The sequence below is a fragment of the Aliarcobacter faecis genome (assembly GCF_013201705.1).
GTDB lineage: Bacteria > Campylobacterota > Campylobacteria > Campylobacterales > Arcobacteraceae > Aliarcobacter > Aliarcobacter faecis.
The window spans coordinates 2,006,398-2,025,762 of the sequence record NZ_CP053837.1 but is presented as its reverse complement, the minus strand read 5'-3'; the positions used below and the strand labels follow the sequence as shown (position 1 = coordinate 2,025,762).

The 19,365-nt window shown below is 27.3% G+C and carries 20 protein-coding genes; 10 read left to right on the top strand and 10 right to left on the bottom strand.

All coding sequences use genetic code 11. The features are described 5' to 3' along the window. Positions 1–13: 13 nt before the first annotated feature. Both AFAEC_RS10175 and ilvC read right to left on the bottom strand, forming a co-directional pair. Entirely contained in the window at positions 14–1,246 is a 1,233-nt protein-coding gene (locus AFAEC_RS10175) for a divergent polysaccharide deacetylase family protein (RefSeq protein ID WP_026805037.1), read from the bottom strand. Positions 1,247–1,290: 44 nt separating this feature from the next. Continuing rightward, positions 1,291–2,313, bottom strand: coding sequence for a ketol-acid reductoisomerase (gene ilvC, locus AFAEC_RS10170; RefSeq protein ID WP_026805038.1), 1,023 nt, complete (start codon positions 2,311–2,313; stop codon positions 1,291–1,293). A 109-nt stretch (positions 2,314–2,422) separates the two neighbouring features. Between ilvC and AFAEC_RS10165 the strand changes: the two genes are divergently transcribed. Then, a complete protein-coding gene (locus tag AFAEC_RS10165) occupies positions 2,423–4,270 on the top strand; it encodes an RNB domain-containing ribonuclease (protein WP_026805039.1) in 1,848 nt (615 codons plus the stop codon). On the opposite strand, the gene AFAEC_RS10160 is transcribed toward AFAEC_RS10165, so the two are convergent. After that, positions 4,260–4,634 carry a flagellar assembly protein FliW gene (locus AFAEC_RS10160; protein ID WP_026805040.1) on the bottom strand — a complete coding sequence of 125 codons (375 nt, stop codon included), beginning with the start codon at positions 4,632–4,634 and terminating at the stop codon, positions 4,260–4,262. The genes AFAEC_RS10165 and AFAEC_RS10160 overlap by 11 nt on opposite strands. Before the next feature lie 66 nt (positions 4,635–4,700). Here AFAEC_RS10160 and holA point away from each other — a divergent pair, with 66 nt between their 5' ends. From holA to AFAEC_RS10135, 5 genes are all read left to right on the top strand, one after another. Continuing rightward, the gene (holA, locus tag AFAEC_RS10155; RefSeq protein WP_026805041.1) at positions 4,701–5,681 is read left to right on the top strand and encodes a DNA polymerase III subunit delta; all 981 of its coding nucleotides are present in this window, start codon (positions 4,701–4,703) and stop codon (positions 5,679–5,681) included. Between the two features lie 83 nt (positions 5,682–5,764). After that, a complete protein-coding gene (rpsF, locus tag AFAEC_RS10150; RefSeq protein ID WP_026805042.1) occupies positions 5,765–6,121 on the top strand; it encodes a 30S ribosomal protein S6 in 357 nt (118 codons plus the stop codon). A gap of 19 nt (positions 6,122–6,140) precedes the next feature. Beyond that, entirely contained in the window at positions 6,141–6,656 is a 516-nt protein-coding gene (locus AFAEC_RS10145; RefSeq protein ID WP_026805043.1) for a single-stranded DNA-binding protein, read from the top strand. Positions 6,657–6,671: 15 nt separating this feature from the next. Continuing rightward, entirely contained in the window at positions 6,672–6,938 is a 267-nt protein-coding gene (rpsR, locus tag AFAEC_RS10140) for a 30S ribosomal protein S18 (protein ID WP_024774557.1), read from the top strand. Positions 6,939–7,013: 75 nt separating this feature from the next. Further along, complete coding sequence (locus AFAEC_RS10135) at positions 7,014–7,211, top strand: hypothetical protein (protein WP_225442374.1); 198 nt, start codon at positions 7,014–7,016, stop codon at positions 7,209–7,211. Here the strand turns inward: AFAEC_RS10135 and cysS are convergent. Next, complete coding sequence (gene cysS, locus AFAEC_RS10130; RefSeq protein WP_026805045.1) at positions 7,206–8,609, bottom strand: cysteine--tRNA ligase; 1,404 nt, start codon at positions 8,607–8,609, stop codon at positions 7,206–7,208. The two genes, AFAEC_RS10135 and cysS, sit on opposite strands and share 6 nt — an antisense overlap. 1 nt (position 8,610) lies before the next feature. Next, positions 8,611–9,792: a transcription termination factor NusA gene (gene nusA / locus AFAEC_RS10125; RefSeq protein WP_026805046.1), complete on the bottom strand. Its 1,182-nt coding sequence runs from the start codon at positions 9,790–9,792 to the stop codon at positions 8,611–8,613. Between the two features lie 150 nt (positions 9,793–9,942). Between nusA and AFAEC_RS10120 the strand changes: the two genes are divergently transcribed. Genes AFAEC_RS10120 through AFAEC_RS10105 form a run of 4 tightly spaced genes read left to right on the top strand, consistent with a single transcriptional unit; the run spans position 9,943 to position 13,715 of the window. After that, the gene (locus AFAEC_RS10120) at positions 9,943–10,185 is read left to right on the top strand and encodes an HP0268 family nuclease (RefSeq protein ID WP_026805047.1); all 243 of its coding nucleotides are present in this window, start codon (positions 9,943–9,945) and stop codon (positions 10,183–10,185) included. A gap of 21 nt (positions 10,186–10,206) precedes the next feature. After that, positions 10,207–11,514: a tRNA (N6-isopentenyl adenosine(37)-C2)-methylthiotransferase MiaB gene (gene miaB, locus AFAEC_RS10115; RefSeq protein WP_026805048.1), complete on the top strand. Its 1,308-nt coding sequence runs from the start codon at positions 10,207–10,209 to the stop codon at positions 11,512–11,514. Continuing rightward, positions 11,514–12,128, top strand: coding sequence for a lysophospholipid acyltransferase family protein (locus AFAEC_RS10110; protein ID WP_026805049.1), 615 nt, complete (start codon positions 11,514–11,516; stop codon positions 12,126–12,128). The genes miaB and AFAEC_RS10110 overlap by 1 nt, the downstream gene beginning before the upstream one ends. 6 nt (positions 12,129–12,134) lie before the next feature. Continuing rightward, on the top strand, positions 12,135–13,715 hold the full coding sequence (locus AFAEC_RS10105; RefSeq protein WP_026805050.1) for a hypothetical protein: 1,581 nt from the start codon (positions 12,135–12,137) through the stop codon (positions 13,713–13,715). Between the two features lies 1 nt (position 13,716). On the opposite strand, the gene ribD is transcribed toward AFAEC_RS10105, so the two are convergent. From ribD to thrB, 5 genes are all read right to left on the bottom strand, one after another. After that, complete coding sequence (ribD, locus tag AFAEC_RS10100) at positions 13,717–14,730, bottom strand: bifunctional diaminohydroxyphosphoribosylaminopyrimidine deaminase/5-amino-6-(5-phosphoribosylamino)uracil reductase RibD (protein ID WP_026805051.1); 1,014 nt, start codon at positions 14,728–14,730, stop codon at positions 13,717–13,719. 13 nt (positions 14,731–14,743) lie between these two features. Further along, the gene (gene rimP, locus AFAEC_RS10095) at positions 14,744–15,172 is read right to left on the bottom strand and encodes a ribosome maturation factor RimP (protein ID WP_026805052.1); all 429 of its coding nucleotides are present in this window, start codon (positions 15,170–15,172) and stop codon (positions 14,744–14,746) included. Beyond that, positions 15,169–15,534, bottom strand: a complete 366-nt coding sequence (gene rbfA / locus AFAEC_RS10090) for a 30S ribosome-binding factor RbfA (RefSeq protein ID WP_026805053.1) — start codon at positions 15,532–15,534, stop codon at positions 15,169–15,171. The genes rimP and rbfA overlap by 4 nt, the downstream gene beginning before the upstream one ends. Continuing rightward, positions 15,534–18,179, bottom strand: a complete 2,646-nt coding sequence (gene infB / locus AFAEC_RS10085) for a translation initiation factor IF-2 (protein ID WP_026805054.1) — start codon at positions 18,177–18,179, stop codon at positions 15,534–15,536. The genes rbfA and infB overlap by 1 nt, the downstream gene beginning before the upstream one ends. A gap of 303 nt (positions 18,180–18,482) precedes the next feature. After that, positions 18,483–19,364, bottom strand: coding sequence for a homoserine kinase (gene thrB, locus AFAEC_RS10075; RefSeq protein WP_026805056.1), 882 nt, complete (start codon positions 19,362–19,364; stop codon positions 18,483–18,485). Between the last annotated feature and the right edge of the window lies 1 nt (position 19,365).

The window sequence follows — 19,365 nt, the reverse complement described above, 5'->3', positions numbered from 1 at the left end:
TATACTAGTTTTTTTATAAATAAGGAAGTTTATTTAAGAGTACGGGTTCAACTTCATTTAAAAGATGTTTTGACTCTTTTAAAACTTTTATAGTAATATCATAAGGATGACCAATAGCAATAGCATAGCCTTGTTTTTTTGCTATTCTAATAGCATCTTTTAATTGATTTTGAATGGCTGAATACTCTTTTGTATTATCTAAAAAAGTGTTTCTTACAATATAAGGCATATTGTATTTTACAGAGTATTTTTTTGCTAGTGATTTTGGGCTAGTTCTACTATCTACAAAGATAAAGTTATATTTATCTAATGCTTTATATAGTTTTGCCATTGCTTCATCATTTTCGGTAAATACTGAACCTGTATGATTATTTGTATATACTGCTTTTGGATACCACTCTCGTAATTGTTTTACTCTTGCTTCAATTTTCTCATAAGAGTCAGTTATTTTTAAAGTATCAAGTTCTGGACCTTTAAATGCACTTGAAGCTTGCATTGGGAAATGTATCATATGAAATGGTATATCTTTTGCAATTTGTGCAGAGTTTGGATGATTTGGGGTTGGAGGTAAAAAAGCCATAGTTATTGGATATCCAACATTTAAAATACTCTCTTTTTGTTTTTGAGTGCTTACATCATCAATGATAATTACAAGTTTTGGTTTTTTCTTTGGATCATGAATATATTTATCTTTTGAACTTATTATAGATTCTTCATTAGCTTTAGGTACTTCAGTTTTTTTTGTTTTTTGCTCTTTTTCTTCTTCTGTTTTTTTAGTAGTTTTCTCTTTAGTTTCTAATTTATTTGTAGTTTTTTCATCATTTATTTTTTTTATCTCTTCAATCTTTTGAACAATTTTTTCATTTATATTCTCTTTATTCTCTTCTATATAGCTCTTTTCTAGTTCAAAATTAGTCTCTTCAAAATGTTCATCTTTTGTTTTTTCTTCAGATTTTATTATATTTTCTTCAATTTTTTTATTTTCAAAAATCTTTAATTCATCAAAAATCTTTTTCTCATTTAATGTTTGTTTCTCTTCATATATAGAAGATGTTTTATTTGATTCCAAATTTGATTTTTCTATTTTATTAAGTTCATTTTCATTTGAAAATATAAAATATGAACCAATAGATATAAATATTAGGGAAGCAATAAGAAGTAAAAAGAGTTTAGATAATTTTTTTCTTGATAGTTTTCTTTTAGCTTGTCGTACTTTAGTTTTTAGTTTTGATCTTTTTTTCGCCATAAGAGGAGTTAAATATTTTAAGGAAAGAATTCCTTAAAATATTTTTAGTTTGTCTCTTGATTTACTATTTTTTTAGAAGCAATCCATGGCATCATATTTCTTAATTTAACACCAGTTTGTTCTAATAATGAAGCTCTAGTATTTGCTCTTTCAGCATTCATTCTTGGGTATCCAGCTTGACCTTCTAAAATAAAGTCTTTTGCAAATACACCATTTTGAATCTCTTTTAAGATTTGTCTCATAGCTTTTTTAGATTCATCATTAATAACTCTAGGTCCAGATACATAATCTCCATATTCAGCTGTATTTGAAATAGAGTATCTCATATCAGCAATTCCACCTTCATACATTAAATCAACGATTAACTTTAATTCATGTAAACATTCAAAATATGCCATTTCAGGTTCATATCCAGCTTCTGTTAATACTTCAAATCCAGCTTGAACTAATGCAGTAGCTCCACCACAAAGTACAGCTTGCTCTCCAAATAAATCTGTTTCAGTCTCATCTTTGAAAGTTGTTTCAATAATTCCAGTTCTTCCTCCACCAATTGCACTTGCATATGCTAAAGCAACTTGTTTTGTATCACCAGAAGCATCTTGATGAACTGCAATTAAATCTGGAATTCCTCCACCTTTTGTAAATTCACTTCTTACAGTATGTCCTGGAGCTTTTGGAGCAATCATCATAACATTTGTATTTTTGCAAGGAATAATTCTTTTATAGTGAATGTTAAATCCATGTCCAAATGCTAAATAAGCACCAGCTTTTAAGTTTGGTTTGATTTCATTTGCATAAATATCAGCTTGATTTTCATCTGGTAAAAGTATCATAACAACATCAGCAATTTTTGTAGCTTCAGCTACTGTTAAAACTTTAAATCCTTTTGCTTCAGCTTTTTTCCAAGAAGATCCATCTTTTCTTAAACCAACAACAACTTCAACTCCAGAATCTCTTAAGTTTTCAGCGTGTGCGTGTCCTTGTGAACCAAAACCAATCATTGCAACTTTTTTTGATTTGATTAACTCTATATTACAATCTTTGTCATAGAATACATTTATTGCCATTTATCTACCCTCTATTTTTTTAAAAATTTAGCAAGATTATACAAAAATCAAACTAAATATTAGATTTAAAAGAAAAACTATATAATGATGCAAATAATAAGGATAAAATTTGCTAAAAGAGATATTTACAAAAATTGAAAAAAAGATATTTGAGTTTTCACAAGAAGAGAAAAATATTATAGAAAGTTATATAAAAGATGAAATTATCATAAAAAATATTGAAGATTATGAGATAAACTCAAAGTATAAAATAGGAGTTTTAAAAATAGAAAAGAATTTTGCTATTTTAGAAGATTTAGTAAATCCAATAAAAAATATAAAACTTGAATTAGAGTCTTTAAATGGGGCTTTTAATAAAGACTTAGTTTTGGCAAAAAGAGTTTTTAATCCAAGAAGTAAAATAAAGGCAAAAATAGTAAAAATTTTAGATGGTAAAAAAGTTGAGATTTTAGTTTATGTAAAAGATGGTTCATTTTTTACATTAAAAGAGAATATAGAACTAAATAGTAAAAATATAAAAAACTATAAAGATGGAGATGTTTTACTAATAGATAATAAAGAGTTTAAAGAACTAGAGTTTATTGGAAATTTAGATGAAGCAAAAATAGATGAATTTATTAGTTTATATATCTATGAAGAACTTTATAGAGATAAACAAAAAGTAGAAGCTGATAAGTTTATAGAAGATGAAAAAGTAAGAGTTGATTTAAGAGATTTACCATTTTGTACAATTGATCCAAATAGTGCAAAAGATCATGATGATGCAATATATTTTGATGAAGAGAATAGAACTCTTTTTGTAGCAATTGCTGATGTATCCTACTTTGTAAAAGAGGATAGTGAATTAGACCAATTAGCTTTTAAAAAATCTTCAACTATTTATTTACCAAGTAGAACTTTACCAATGCTTCCAAATATTTTAAGTGAGAATTTATGTTCACTAAAAGAAAATGTTGATAGATATGCTTATGTTTTTAAACTAAAACTTGATTTGAAAAAATTAAAAGTCGAAAGTAGTGAATTATTTACTGCAATTATAAGAAATCATAGAAATTTCTCTTATGGAAGAATTGATAGGGTTTTAGAAGGAAAACTTGATTTGTACAATAATAATGAAAAAAGAATTTTTGATTATTTGTTACCACTTTATAAAGTTACGAAAAAGTTTAGAGAAAATAGGTTACAAAAAGGTTATGACTTTAGAACTCAAGAGAATAGATTAAAGTTAAAAAATGATTTACTTGAAAATATAGAGGTTGAAAAATCAACAGCTTCTCATCAGTTGATAGAAGAGTGTATGCTAATGGCAAATATTGAAGCTAGCAAAAAAGTTGGAACTTTAGGTATTTTTAGAATTCATGAAGAGCCAAATTTTAAAGCTTTATCAAAATTAATTGATGATGTAAATATTTTAGGAGTAAAAGCAAAATTAAAAGATAATGTTCATCAGACACTTACTCATATTCAAGAAGAGGCAAGTAAACTTTTTTTAAGAGATGAAGTTGATGAGCTTATTATTCAAAGTCTAACTCAAGCAAAATATAGTTCAAAAAATTTAGGCCATTTTGGTTTGGGCTTTAGCTCTTATTCTCACTTTACAAGTCCTATTAGAAGATATTCGGATTTAGTATTACATCGTATTTTAAAGAGTAAAAAATTACCTAAAAATCTTGATGATATTTGTACTCATATTTCAGAGCAAGAGAGAAAAATAGATAAATTAGTTTGGGATTTTGAAGATAGAAAATATGCAAGATGGGCTAAAGATAATATAGGGAATGAGATTAAAGTAAAAATTGTTGATATAGAAAAAGGGAAAGCGGTTTGTTATGATAAAATGGTTGGTTTAAAAGTAGTAATTGAAAATTATAAGGGACAGAAACTATTTTCAAAATATAAAGTGAAAATAGTTTCTAGTTGTTTAGCAACAAAATTGATAGTGGCTACTATAGTGTAGAACACTTATCAATTGAGGCAAAAAAAGGATCGACTTTCTCGTTTGTTACATATTGACCAATTAATTTCTCTTTTTTATTTATAAAAATTGGTGCAACTAAGTTTATAATCGAGTATTCAACAGGATCTTGAGATACAACTACAAAATAAGTTTCAAAATCATCTTTTGATTTAATTTTTAATTCTGAAAGAGTTTTTTCATCTATTTCAAAATCAAAAGTTACTTTATTTAAAACATTAATATTTACAACTGCTATTTTTGTTTTATCTTCTAAAACTAAAAATGAGAAGAACTCATCAATTTTTTCTATAGAAAGATTTTTAGCCCCTTCAAAACCTAAAATAGGTAGAACAATTTTGTACATATAAACCCCTTTTTTTGTTAAGTTGAAAAAATTATAATAAAAGTAAACTTAGGGTATTATTTTATTATGTATAAAAATGAATTCGATAATTGTTTAAGACAAAATAAAATTTACAAATCTTATATGTTTTATGGTCAAAGTATCTATTTAATTGAGAGATATGCCTTAGATATTGCTAGAGTTTTGGCGCAAGGTGATGATATAGAAAAATTATATTTTGATGAGTATGATTTTAAAAATGCAAAAAATAAGCTTCTTCAATCTTCACTTTTTTCAAATAGTAATATATTATTAATAAAAATAGATAAAAAAATTCCAAAAAAAGAGCTTGATTCTTTAATTGAAGCTTGTAATACCAATCCAAATAGCTATCTTGTAATTGCATGTTTAGGAGATGCTGATTTTAAAACTATGGAGAGTAGTTTTTCAGAAAAAACAAAATCTGTTTTTGTGAGATTTTTCCAGCCAAATGACAATGAAGCTATCAATTTTTTAGAGTTTGAAGCGAAAAATTTGGCTATAAAATATGAACTAAATGCTTTAAGCCATCTTTTCTTTATGCATAAAATGGATTTAGCTCTTTGTGTAAATGATTTAAAAAAATTAGCTGTTTTAGATGAATTAATTACTATAAATGTAGTTGATGCAAACTGTTTTGGAATGGCTAGTGTAAATTTTGAAGATTTTTTACACGATTTATTAAGTGGAAAAGATATAAGTGAAGATTTAAGTAGAATCTTAGAAGAGGGAATAAATGAGATTTTTATTTTAAATCAAATTACATCTTTTGTTCAACAACTTTTTATGATTAGCTCTTATGCTAGAAACTTTGGGCAAGTAAATCCAAAAGATATTTTAGGTTATATTCCACCAAAGAATATTTGGGAAAAAAAATCTAAATTAGCAATAAATAGAAAACCACAAGATTTTGAGAGGATTTTAAATTATCTTTTAAGTTTAGAATTAGAGCTTAAAACAGAGAAAATTGATAATATAAATTTATACTTACAGGCAAGTTTAAGAAAATTCATAGTTTTATTTAGATAAAATCCTGCACTTTACAAAAAATAAATCCTTGCTGATGAAATGGGAAATGTAAAGAAAATCGGCACAATCTATAAGGAGAATATATGTCAAAATTAAAACATTATGAAACAATGTTTATCTTAAAACCTACATTAACTGAAGAAGAAACAGTTGCACAATTAGAGGGAATTAAAGCTCTATTTGAAAAAAATGGTGCAGAAATTGTATCAACAGACAATATTGGTATTAAAGAGTTAGCTTACGAAATTGAGAAGCAAAAAAGAGGTTACTATTATGTAATCTATTTTAAAGCTCCAGCAGCAGCAATTGCTGAACTTGAGAGAAATTATAGAAATAATGAAAATTTAATTAGATTTATTTTCATTAAATTTGAGTCAAAAAAAGAGATTACTTCTTGGACAAAAATGAGTGATGAGGCTACAAAAAAAGCTTCTAAATAATTAAAAAAAGGGACCTTATATGTATAATAAAGTAATTATGGTTGGGAATCTAACAAGGGATATCGAATTAAGATACTTGCCTTCAGGAACAGCTGTTTCAAAAAGTGCGATTGCTACTTCATATAAGTATAAATCACAAACAGGTGAACAAAAAGAAGAAGTTTGCTTTTTGGATATAAACTTTTTTGGAAGATCAGCCGAAATTGCTAATCAATACTTAAAAAAAGGTTCTAAAGTTTTAGTAGAAGGAAGACTTGTTTTTGAGCAGTGGACAGCACAAGATGGAACTACAAGAAACAGACACTCATTAAGAGTTGATGAGATGAAAATGTTAGATTCAAAAGGTTCTAGTGAAGGTGGTAGCAACTATAACCCTAATTCGGGTTCTTACAACCAAAACTATAACCAGGCTCCACAAAATCAATATAACAATCAAAATTCTTATGATAATTTTGGTGGTACTAGTTCACAAAAACAAAAATTTGAACAAAAAGTGCCTGAAATTGATATCGAAGACGATGAAATACCGTTTTAGGAAAAAGGATAAAAAATGGCAGAAAGAAGAAAATACGGAAAAAAATCTTGTAAATATACTGAAATGAAAGTTGATTTTATTGATTATAAGAATACTGAGTTATTAAAAATTTCTATGAGTGAAAGAGGTAAAATTATGCCTAGAAGACTTACTGGAAATTCTAAAAATGCTCAAGAAATGGTAGAAAAAGCAATTAAAAGAGCTAGACATATGGCATTAGTTCCTTATGTTGTTGATACTCAAAATGTTTCTGATACAGCATACGCAAGAACATTCTTATAATATTAAATTATAAAAATCTAAGGGGAGAAGGTTTTATCTTCTTCCCTTTTTTTATTTAGAAAATAGGCTTTAATATTGGAAAATAGATTAAAAACTGCTTTAAGTTTACGTTTTGAATACTATAATTTATATGCAACAAAAGAAAAAGATTGGCATAAAAAGTATAAAAATCATGATTTATATAAAGTAGTAGTAAAAAGTTTTAAGTATGATTTTAAAGAAATTGCCAAGATGATGCCAAAACTTTTAGAGGAGTTTGAAGAAAATTTATAATTTTTCCCAAACAACTCCAGAAGGTGTATCCATAATAGAAATATTCATTGCTGATAACTCATCTCTTATTTTATCTGCTTTTGTGAAATCTTTATTCTTTTTAGCTTCAGTTCGTTGTAAAATAAGCTCTTCAATTTTACTTTTACTTATTTCATCTATTCCAAACTGAAAATATGAGTAAGCATCACTTCCACCAAAACCTAGTGTTTTTTCAATAAATTCAATATTTGCAAATATCTCTTGTTTTTGAGCTTTATCTTTTGGATTTTTATCTAAAGCATCGTTTGAAATATTTATAAATTCATCAATAATAGATAGAGCTAAAGAGGTATTTAAATCATCATTTAAAGCTTCTAAAATAGAGTCTTCAAATTTTTTATTTACAAGTGAACTAGAACTTCCATAAACTCTTTTTTTAACTCTATAAAGCTTATCAAGCCTTTTTTTAGCTGATATCAAATCTTCTTCATTGAAGTTTATATTTGCTCTATATGAGGTACTTAAAAGATAGAATCTTACAACTTCTCCACTATAAGATTTTAAGACATCTTTTAAGAAAAAAGAGTTTCCTAAAGATTTACTCATCTTTTCACCATTTATATTTACAAAACCGTTGTGCATCCAGTATTTTGCTAGGTTTTGACCAGTAGAACATCTTGTTTGACTAGCTTCATTTTCGTGATGTGGAAATAATAAATCAGCTCCACCACAATGAATATCTATTTGATATGGTAAATTTGTATAGGCTAAATGTTTTTTAATCATTGCACTACATTCAATATGCCATCCTGGTCGTCCTCTTCCAAAACTAGTAATATATGATACATCATTTTCTTTCTCAAATTTCCAAAGAGCGAAATCTGAACTATTTCTTTTTTCTTTGTTTATTTCAACTCTTGCTATGGATTTTTCATCACTTGCTTGATTTGATAAAGAACCGTATAAATTATCTTTTGATACATCAAAATATACACTATCTTCTGTTTTATATGCAATATCTTTTTTTAGTAAATCCTCTATCATCTCTTGCATAGCTTCAAGATTAGCAGTTGCTTTTGGTTCAATACTATTTGGTAAAATATTTAGAGTTTCCATATCATTTTTATAAGTTTTTATATAAAAATTTGTAATCTCTTCTAAAGATTTATTCTCTTCTTTCATCTTTTTAATAATTTTATCATCAATATCAGTAAAATTTTTTGCAAAAATTACCTCATATCCATTTGCTTTTAAAACTCTATGTAATAAATCAAAAGCAATTGCACTTCTAGCATGTCCTAAATGAGAGTTGTCATAAACAGTTGGTCCACATACATAAATTTTTACTTTATTCTCAACTAAAGAGATAAACTCTACTTTAGATTTTTTTGATGAATCATAAAAATATATCTTTTTCATATTATTTAAATAGTGCCTCAAGAGTTGATGTATCCATTGTTTTTTCTTCATTTTCACTATTTTGTTTATCAAGTGTTGAGATACTTTGTGAAGATGTAGCAACTTCAATTAATTCAATTTCATATTTTGTAAGCATTGATGCTAATCTAATATTTAAACCATCTTTCCCTATTGCTTTTGATTTTTGATCACTATTTATTGTAACAATAGCTTTCCCTTTTTCCCCATTTTTTGGCTCAATATCTATTTTTACACTATTTACTAAAGCAGGACTTAATGCTCTTGCTACAAACATTTCAGGAATAGTTGAAAACTCAATACAATCTATGCTTTCTTTATTAAGTTGTGAAGAAACAGCATTTATTCTAACACCTTTTACTCCAACAATGGCTCCAATTGGATCTATTTGCTCATTTGTTGTTGATAATGCAATTTTAGATCTAGTACCTGGAATTCTAGCACTTGCTTCAATAGTTATTTTTCCATCTTTAAGCTCTGGAACTTCAAGTGCAAGTAAATTTTCTAAGAATTTTGGGCTTGTTCTTGATAATTCTACAATAAGCCCTAAATTTTTATCAATATTAACGCCTTTTACAACTGCTTTTAAAGTATCTCCAATTTTAAATTTCTCACCTTTAATTCTATTCTTTCGTAATAGAACTCCTTTAATTTCACCAATTTCAATAAAAGTGCTTTCATTTTTATCAACTCTTGAAACAACTCCAGATACAGTTTTCCCAATTTTCTCTTTATATTTTGAAAGAATATTCTCTTCCACAAATCTTTGAAGTCTAAATTCAAAATTACTTGAAAGAATAGTCGCTGCATTTCTTCCCATGTTTTCAAACTCTAATTCATAACTTAAAAAATCACCAATTTCTAAATCTTTGTTTATATCTTTTGCAGCATCTATACTAATATAATTTTCGCTATTTATTGTATTTCCATCTTCATCTTTAGAATCACCAAAAAGTCTTCTATCTTCATCTGCTATAACTTCTATTTTTTGAAGAAGAACTAATTTTTTATTTGTTCTATCAATTTTTGCATCAAAAATTAAAGTATGGTCTACCATCTTTTGTGCAGTTTTAATTAAAGCCTCTTTTAGTGCATTTTCAACATCATCAATTTTTAAACCTTTTTCATAGGCAATTGAATCTAAAATATCTATTATTTTATCCATAATTATCCTTAGTCTTTTGACATTGAAATGTAAAATTCTGATTTTCAATGTAAGTGTAGATAGGGATTTTATCTAAAGTTGCCTTTTATAGAAATTAAAGCAATTTTTAAATAAAATGTATGATTAATTATCAAAAAAAAGGTTTAATAAATGGAATTATTATTTGCAAGAAAAGAGTTAAATGAGAAGCCAAAAAAGGCTCAATTAGAGAAAATAAAAGAGGATTTAGTAAAAGATAAACAAAAAATATTCTATTTTGATAGAGATAACTCTCACAAAGATATGATGGCTTTAGTTGATACTTTAGAAAAAGATGGATTTAATGTCTATTTTAGAGAGATAAAATATGGTTTAGCTGATGATGAGTATATGTATGAGGTTCATGCACTTTAAAATTCAAGTGTTAGAAAGTTTATGAGTAAAAAATTATTTATACAAACATTAGGGTGTCAAATGAATGACACTGATAGTAAACATATTCAAGCAGAGCTAGAAAAACATAAAGGTTATACAGCTACACAAAACATTGAAGATGCAGATTTAATTATTATTAATACTTGTTCTGTTAGAGAGAAACCTGTACAAAAACTATTTTCTGAAATTGGACAATTTAATAAAAAGAAAAAAGATGGTGCAAAAATTGGAGTTTGTGGTTGTACAGCTTCTCATTTAGGAAAAGATATTATAAAAAGAGCACCATATGTAGATTTTGTTTTAGGAGCTAGAAATATCTCAAAAATTAAAGATGTTGTTGATGTAAAAGGTTCTGTTGAAGTGTCAATTTCAAATGATGATTCACAATATGAGTTTGCAATAGCAAAAAATAATAGTTTTAGAACAAGTGTTAATATCTCTGTTGGTTGTGATAAAGAGTGTACATATTGCATAGTTCCAAGTACAAGAGGGGAAGAGATTTCAATTCCACCAGAGATGATAGTTTCTCAAGTACAAAAAGCAGTTGATAATGGAGCAGTTGAAGTTGCACTTTTAGGACAAAATGTAAACTCTTATGGGAAAAGATTTAGTGATAAAAGAGAGAAATATAGTTTTACTAAACTTCTTCAAGATGTTTCAAAAATAGAAGGGCTTAAAAGAATAAGGTTTACTTCTCCTCATCCATTACATATGGATGATGAGTTTATAGAAGAGTTTGCAAGAAATCCTAAAATCTCAAAATGTATACATATGCCACTTCAAAGTGGATCAACAAAAATTTTAAAAGCTATGAAAAGAGGATATACAAAAGAGTGGTTTTTAAATAGAGCAACAAAAATGAGAGAGTTGATTCCAGATTTAAGAATTACAACAGATATTATTGTAGCTTTCCCTGGAGAAACTAATGAAGATTTTTTAGATACTTTAGATGTTGTAAATAAAGTAAAATTTGACCAGATTTTTAATTTTAAATACTCTGCTAGACCAGGAACTAAAGCTTTAGAGTTAAAAGATCAAGAGATAGATGATGAGATTGGAAGTGCAAGATTAACAGAACTTATAGAACTTCATAAAAAATATTTAGAGGATAGTATGCCATCAATGCTTGGAAAAACTGTAAATGTTTTAATAGAGAGTTTAAAACCAAATGGTGAAGTAAGTGGATATACAGATAACTATTTTCTAGTTTTTACAAAAGGGAGTGATGAACTTTTAGGAAAATTTGTTGATGTTAAAATTACAGAAGTTACAAGAACCTCTTTAAAAGGTGAAGTGGTAAATAGCTAATGTGGAAAAAATTTAAAAGAAATTTTGCACCATATTTTTTATACTTTGTTGTAAAATTTATATATATGACAAATAAAAAAGTTTATCATCACCCAAGAAATAATGACAAAGAGCCTTTTATAGTTTGTATGTGGCATGGAGATTTACTTTCTCAAATCTTTAATTATCATACTTTTAGAGATAGAGGTATTGTAAAAGCAATGGTTAGTGAAAATAGAGATGGTGAGACTATTACTAAATTAGCTTCTATGTTTAAAATTGGGGCAATTAGAGGCTCTAGTTCTAAAGGTGCTACAAAAGTTTTAATAAATGCTTTAAAAGAGCTAAAAACTGGAAATGATATTGCGATAACTCCAGATGGTCCAAGAGGTCCACGACATAGTATCGCAGATGGGATAGTTGTAATTGCACAAAAGAGTGGTAAAAATATTAGATGTTTTAATTCAGTTCCAACAAAATATTGGCAGTTTAAATCTTGGGATAAATTTATACTTCCAAAACCTTTTGGTAAAATAGATTTTTATATTAGTGAGCCATTTAGTGTTCAAGATATTGATTTGGAAGAGGCAAAAACTTTGATAAAAGATAAAATGTTAGTCCACACAATAAAGTAGGAAAAAATGTTTAAAAAAGAGTCTTTATATATAAATGTTTTGAAAAATGATAATCAACTAAAAATTGATCATAGAAAATTTAGTAATAATCTAATTTTAGAGACAAATAGCTCAAATTTTATTTGTGAAGATGATATTTTACCTGCAGATATTGCACAAAAATTAAATAGCTCTCAAGAAGATACAGATTTTACATATATTTCAACTTTACTTTTGAGTGATACAACATCTTTAGTTCCAAAAGAGTTATCAAGTAAAATAAAAGATTGTGAAATTGCAAAATTTAATCTTGAATATGATATTGCAGTTTTGAAAACAACACTTTTTGAGACAAAAAATTTCTTTGTAAAAACGGGAATAGACTTTATATATTCAGCTTTTCATATAATGAATTTATATGTTGAAAAGAATATTTGTAGAAATGAGTTTTTAGCTTTAATTTATAATGATAAAGCATATATTTTAATTTTAAATAGTGCTGGAATTATTATAGATAATAAAATTATGGATTTACCCACATATCAATCTGTAAAAGGTACACATTTTTATGAAGATGATTTAGAAGCACAAAAACTCTTTAATGAAATTTACTATTTTGAACTAAATACAATAATACAAAATTGCTTAAGTGATTTTTACTCTAATCATAAAAATACATTTGTAGAGAAAGTAACACTTTTATATAGCCTAAAACAGTTAGATAGTAGTGATATAGAAAAACTCTCAACAGAACTATTTTTAAAAGTTGATTATCTTCCAATAAATATTGATGAAGAGATTTTTGAATTAGCAAAAGATATAAGAAATCAAAAAAGTTTTATAAGTCCAAGAAAAAAACGAAAAAAACGAGATTTTAAATATCTATATTTCATAATTTTTTTAATAGTTTTAATTGCTGGTTTATATAAGTTTTATACACTTCTCGATATTGAAGTATTAAAAGAGAAATTTTCTACTAAACAAGAGGATTTTATAGCTACAAATAACTCTTTGTTACTTCCTGATCATGTTAATTTAAATGATAGAATAGAAAAAGAGATAAAAGCAATATTTAATACAATTGCAGATGGTATTTCAATAGATAGATTTAAATTAAATAAAAATAGCCTTGAAATGGAACTATTTTCAAAAGATGAAGAGAATTTGGCTTTAATGAGACCTTTATTAATATCAGTATTTGAAAATAGTAAAGTAGAAAGTGTAGAAAAAGGTAAAAAACAAGATTTTAAAGCCCTTGTTTTAGCAAAAGATTTTAAAAATTTTAATACAAATTATAGAAACTTTGATAAAGAGTATTTAAATGATGAGATGATGTCAAATGAGAGAGTTTTAGAACAACTTAAGATATTTTTACCAGAAAATGCAATTATTAGATATTTAGGTGAACAACAAAAGGATTTTTTACAATATAACTATATTGTCAATATTTTAGTAAAAGAGCCAAAAGAGTTTTTTACTTTAATTGAGAATTTAAATAGTGAGCTTTATTCAATAAACATAAATTATCCAATAAATATGATAAAAAAAGAGAATATTATTGAAATAGAGTTCAATTTAGATTTTAACCAAGAAAAACAAGAAAAATAGTTTATTTAGCTATTTTTCTTTTTAAAAAAACTATTTTTTCATCTCCTAAATAGTTTTCGTGAAGTATCTCAAAATCAATATCTAAACTATTTAAAGCATTTATTCCAGTTCTAATTTTTGGAGATATTATTAATATAAAAAAATCAATTTTATCTTTCAAGATATTAAGAAGATTATAAACTCCTTCAACCATTACAAATTTATAGTTTAAGATTTTAAAGAGATCATCACTTATAATAACTTTTCTATTTGGAACAGAAAATAGTGGTATATTTGGTGAGAAAACCTTACTTCTACTATATATAAAAATATCTGGTTCTTTCCCTTTTACATATCTAGTATTAAGTATTGGTTTATCTACTCTTACACTGTTTCCACCAATAATAAGTAAATCTATCTTATCTCTTAGTGTATGTACATAAAGTTTTGCTCTTTGACTACTTATTTTACCATCTATCGCCCCATTTATGGTTTGTGCCATTTTAAAAAATATACACGTTTTACTTTGCCAAGAGTTAAATGGAAGTAGAAGATTCTCACACTCTTTTTCTAAAACTTTTGTAACAACATTTATATTACTAGCTTGTAGAGTTTTTATTCCACCACTTGCAATTTTATTTGTATCAAATGAACCAATAATGACTCTTTTAGGTTTTAGAACTGATAAAAGTTTTGCACAAGATGGAGTTTTTCCTTCATGATTACAAGGTTCTAAAGTTGTATAAATATCACAATCGTTAAAAAAGTTATTATGATGTTTAGTTAAATATTCATGAATTTCATGACTACTATTTTTTACTTTTAAAAGAGAGTTTGAATCTTGAGTTAAAAAAGCTGTTTTAAGAGCGTTTATTTCAGCATGTGGAGTTCCTGCTTCTTTATGGGCTTCTATTGCTAGAAGTTTTCCATTTTTCACAATTACACATCCAACAGCAGGATTTGGATAAGTTAAAAGTTGATATTTCCAAGCCTCATCAATGGCTAATTTCATATAGAAATTATCATCAATTTTCATAAAAAGTTACTCTTTACCACTCAAAATATGTTGCAGCACTTAAAATATCATCATAAGTAATCTCTTCTTGACCAATCTCTGTCTTTATAGTGATTTTTTCATTATCTGCATCTAAAAGTTCACCTTTAAAGGATTTTGTTGCAAAATTTTTAACTTTTATAAGTTCTCCAATACTAGCAATAAAATGCTCTTTTTTCTTTAATTTTCTTTCTATTCCAGGAGAACTTACTTCAAGATTATAAACTCCATTCATAGGTTCATCAATATCTAATAGTGGAGATATAAGTCTTGAAATTTCTGCACACTTATCTAAATTTACCCCATCTTTTGATGTTACAACAACTCTAAAAATATTTCTATCATGCTCTTTTGTTGTAATAATATCATAAAGTTTAAGACCACTATTTTCAACTATTAGTTTAATTTGTTCTTCTAAATTCATTCTTTATCACTTTTCATTTTATCTTTTTTGATTTTTGCAAATAGATCTTCTATATGTTTAGATTTATCTAGTGAAGTATCAAGTTCAAACTTAAAGTTTGGGCATTTATACCAACCTGTACTTGCTAGAACATCACTTTTTATTCTTCCATTTGCTTTATTTAGTGTTGCTATTATGCTTTTAACTTCTTCTTTATTATAATCACTTCCATCAAAGTAAACAATAGCATCATATTTCCCATTTTTACAGTTTACACCTGTAATTGGTAAAGAGTTGATTCTAGTATCAGCAAGAGTTGATAGAGCCATTGGAATCAGCTCCATCAATAAAGATTCAGTTCTTTGTAGGTTTATACTTTTCATTAGTTATTAATAGTTACTTTCTCTTCAATTTGAATAAATGTTTCAATAAAATCTCCAACTTTTATATCATTGAATTTTTCAAAAATAATTCCACACTCATAACCATTTGCAACCTCTTTAACATCATCTTTAAATCGTTTTAATGATGATATTTTTCCTGTATATGTTACAACCCCATCTCTAATAATTCTTGCATGACCACCACGAATAACTTTTCCATCTGTTACTAGGCATCCTGCAACTGTTCCAACTTTTGGAACAACAAATGTATCTCTAACTTCTGCTTGACCAGTATTCTCTTCTCTAATAACAGCACTCATCATTCCTGAAAGAGCATCTCTTACATCATCAAGTAAATCATAAATAATAGAGTAAGTATTAATTTCAACACCATCAGCTTTTGCTTTTGCTTTTACAGTTCCTGTTGGTCTTACATTGAATCCTAAAATAATACAACCACTACTTGCACTTGCTAATACAATATCAGATTCAGTAATTCCACCAACTGCAGCATGAATAACTTTTACTTTTACTTCATCATTTGCAATTTTTTCTAATGAACCTTTAATAGCTTCTAATGAACCACCTACATCAGCTTTTATAATAACTGGTAATTGTTTCATTTTCCCTTCAGCAATTAATCCACTCATCTCTTCTAAAGATACTTTTGTAGATTTTGATAGTTCTTTTGCACGTGCGTGTTCAGCTCTAGTATTTGCAATTTCACGAACCTCTTTTTCACTATCCATTGAGATAAGACTTGAACCAGTACTAGGGACATCATTTAATCCTAAAACAGTTCCTGTTTCACTAAGCCCTAGCTCTTTTACAATTTGACCCATATCATTTGTAATAGCTTTTACTCTTCCAAAAGTTGTATCACAAACAATATTGTCTCCAACTTTTAAAGTTCCATTTTGAACTATTACATTTGCAACAGGACCTCTCCCTTTTTCTAGACTAGCCTCTATAACAGTAGCTTTTGCTTTTGCAGTTGGGTCAGCTTTTAACTCTAAAAGTTCAGCTTGGATTAGAATATTTTCAAGTAAATCTTCAACTCCATCACCAGTTCTAGCTGAAACCCCAATAAATTCAATATCTCCACCCCAATCAACAGGTGTTAGATTTTTTTCAGCCATTTGAGCTTTTACCATATCAGGATTTGCACTCTCTTTATCCATTTTATTCATAGCTACAATAATTGGACAACCACTTGCTTTAGCATGAGAGATTACCTCTTCTGTTTGAGCTTTTACTCCATCATCAGCAGCAACAACGATTATAATAATATCTGTAACATTTGCACCTCTTGTTCTCATGGCAGAAAATGCTTCATGTCCTGGAGTATCTACAAAAGTTATTTTTTGACCATTTTTTGTAACTGTATATGAAGAGATATGTTGTGTAATTCCACCAGCTTCACCTGAAGCTACTTTTGAACTTCTAATTTTATCAAGAAGTGAAGTTTTACCATGATCAACATGTCCCATAATTGTAACAACAGGAGGTCTTGTTACAAATGTGCTACTATCAACCTCTTCTCCTTCATAAGACTCAACATAGTTTACATCTTCTAAAGCATCTTTTACAGTTACTTCAATTCCAAACTCTTCACCTAATATTTCTAATTCGTCTTGTTTTAAGAAGTCATTTTTTGTAACCATCATTCCTAAACTAAATAGAACTTTTATAACTTCAGCTGGAGATTTTCCACAAGCTTCTGCAAATTCATAAACTCTAATATCCTCAGGAATAGTAACAGAGTTTATTTCTGCTTTTTCTTGAGCTCTTACAACTCTTTTCTTTCTTTTTCCTCTTTGAAGACCAATTGGTACATTACCAAATGCTGCTGGTTTTGAGCTTCTTGAATGATTTGCAGTATTTATTGGTTTTGGTTCATCAAAGATTTTAAAGTTATCTTGTAAATCCATATCAAGAAGAACTATCTCTTCTCCTAATAATGAATCATCACTACTCCTAAATTCATCATCTCTTTTTAGTACTTCAAGTTTTTTACCATGTTCTTGTGCTTTGATAGGAGTTTTCTTTTTCTCTTTTTTTACTTTTTGGGCAAAAATTTCACTTGCAGGTTTTGATTTTACTTGCTCTTTTATTGAATCATCTGGACCAAAAATATCGCTTAAAGATTTTGTAGGTTTTTTATCTTGTTGATTATCAAAACTATTTGTTGTAACACTCTCTTCTTTTGGAGTCTTCTTTTTAATGATAACTAAACCTTTTCTTTTAGGAATAATTTTATTACTATTATCCTCTTTTATTTCAGGTTTAGTCTCTTCAATATTTGAAACAGGAGATTTTTGTATAGGTTTTGAAATTACAACTTTTTTAACTTCAGGTTTTTTTGCTTCAATAGTAGGAATTTCCTCTTTTTCAACTGGTTTTTCTATCTCTTTTTCAATTTCTTGTGGTTTTACCACTTTTTTTGGTTTTGCAGTAGTAGGTTCTTTTATCCTTTTACTTTTTCCTGTAAGAATATAGTTTGTAATCTCTTCTGCATCTTCATATGAAACTGCTGTTTGTGCTGATTTTAAATCTATTCCTAAATCCTTCGCCTTTGTAATTACATCTTGGCTACTAGCACCTGCTTCTTCTGCAATTTCATAAACTCTTACTGTATCTGACATCTGTTAGAATCTCCTTAAGTTGTATAACGTATTTATCGCTATTTTTACACTCTTTACAGAGTGCTTTTTCATATTTTTTATAAGTTTTTTCATTTGTATTCTCGTTTAGTGTGGAAAGACATGAGTTACAAATATAAAAGCTTCTCCCAAAATTATCATAAATTGATAATTGTTTATCGAAACATTTTAATCTAAGTAGTACTTTTTGTTCATATTTCCCTCTACAAAAAATACAAGTTCTTAGGATTATTTTTAAACTAGGCAAACATTATACCTAAATTTTTCTTAATCACAAAGATTTTATCAAAGTTCAATTTTTACACCTTGATTATCAAAATCTATTGTAAATACTTTAAAGTGAGGAAATTTATTTTTTAAAGCTTGTTCAATTTTATTACTATCTTGATTATAAGCTATTGAAAATAGTGTTGAACCTGAACCTGATAGTGTACTCATTAAAGCACCACTTTTTAAAGCAGTTTTTTGTACATCAAAAAGTTCTGGCATATGTTTCATTCTATATTTTTGATGAACCATATCTTGTGAAGCATATTTTAGCATTTCCCAATTTTCACTCATAAATGCTGCTGTTAAAAGTGAGGAGTGCGAAATATTGAAAACTGTATCCTCTTTTGAGTATTTAAATGGCAAAGTTTTTCTTGAAAGAGCAGTCGAAATCGCTCTATTTGGTACAACAATTACTGCTTTTAAGCTTTTTGGCATAGGTTTATTTATATATTTTACTTCATTGTCTTGAACAGTTGCTGCATTAAAACCACCCATTACAGCAGGTGTAATATTATCTGGATGGCTTTCGTAAGCAAGAGCTAAATTTAAAAGTTTATCTCTTTCTAGCTCTATTCCTTCAATAGCATAAGCACTAGCAATTGCTGAGACAATAACTGCTGATGAACTTCCTAATCCTCTTGAAAGAGGAATTTCATTAAAAAACTCAAATCTAAAAAATCGTTTTTTATTTGATAAATTATGATAAAAATCATTAAAAATAGAGATAAACATATTATTATCTTTTAAAGCAGGATTATTTGAACCTTCTCCTTTTAATGATACACTATGAAATTTAGATGGTCTTATTATTACTTGATTTTTTAGTGCTACTGCTAAACCTAAACAATCAAATCCAGGACCTAAATTGGCACTTGTAGCTGGAACGCTTACTCTCAAA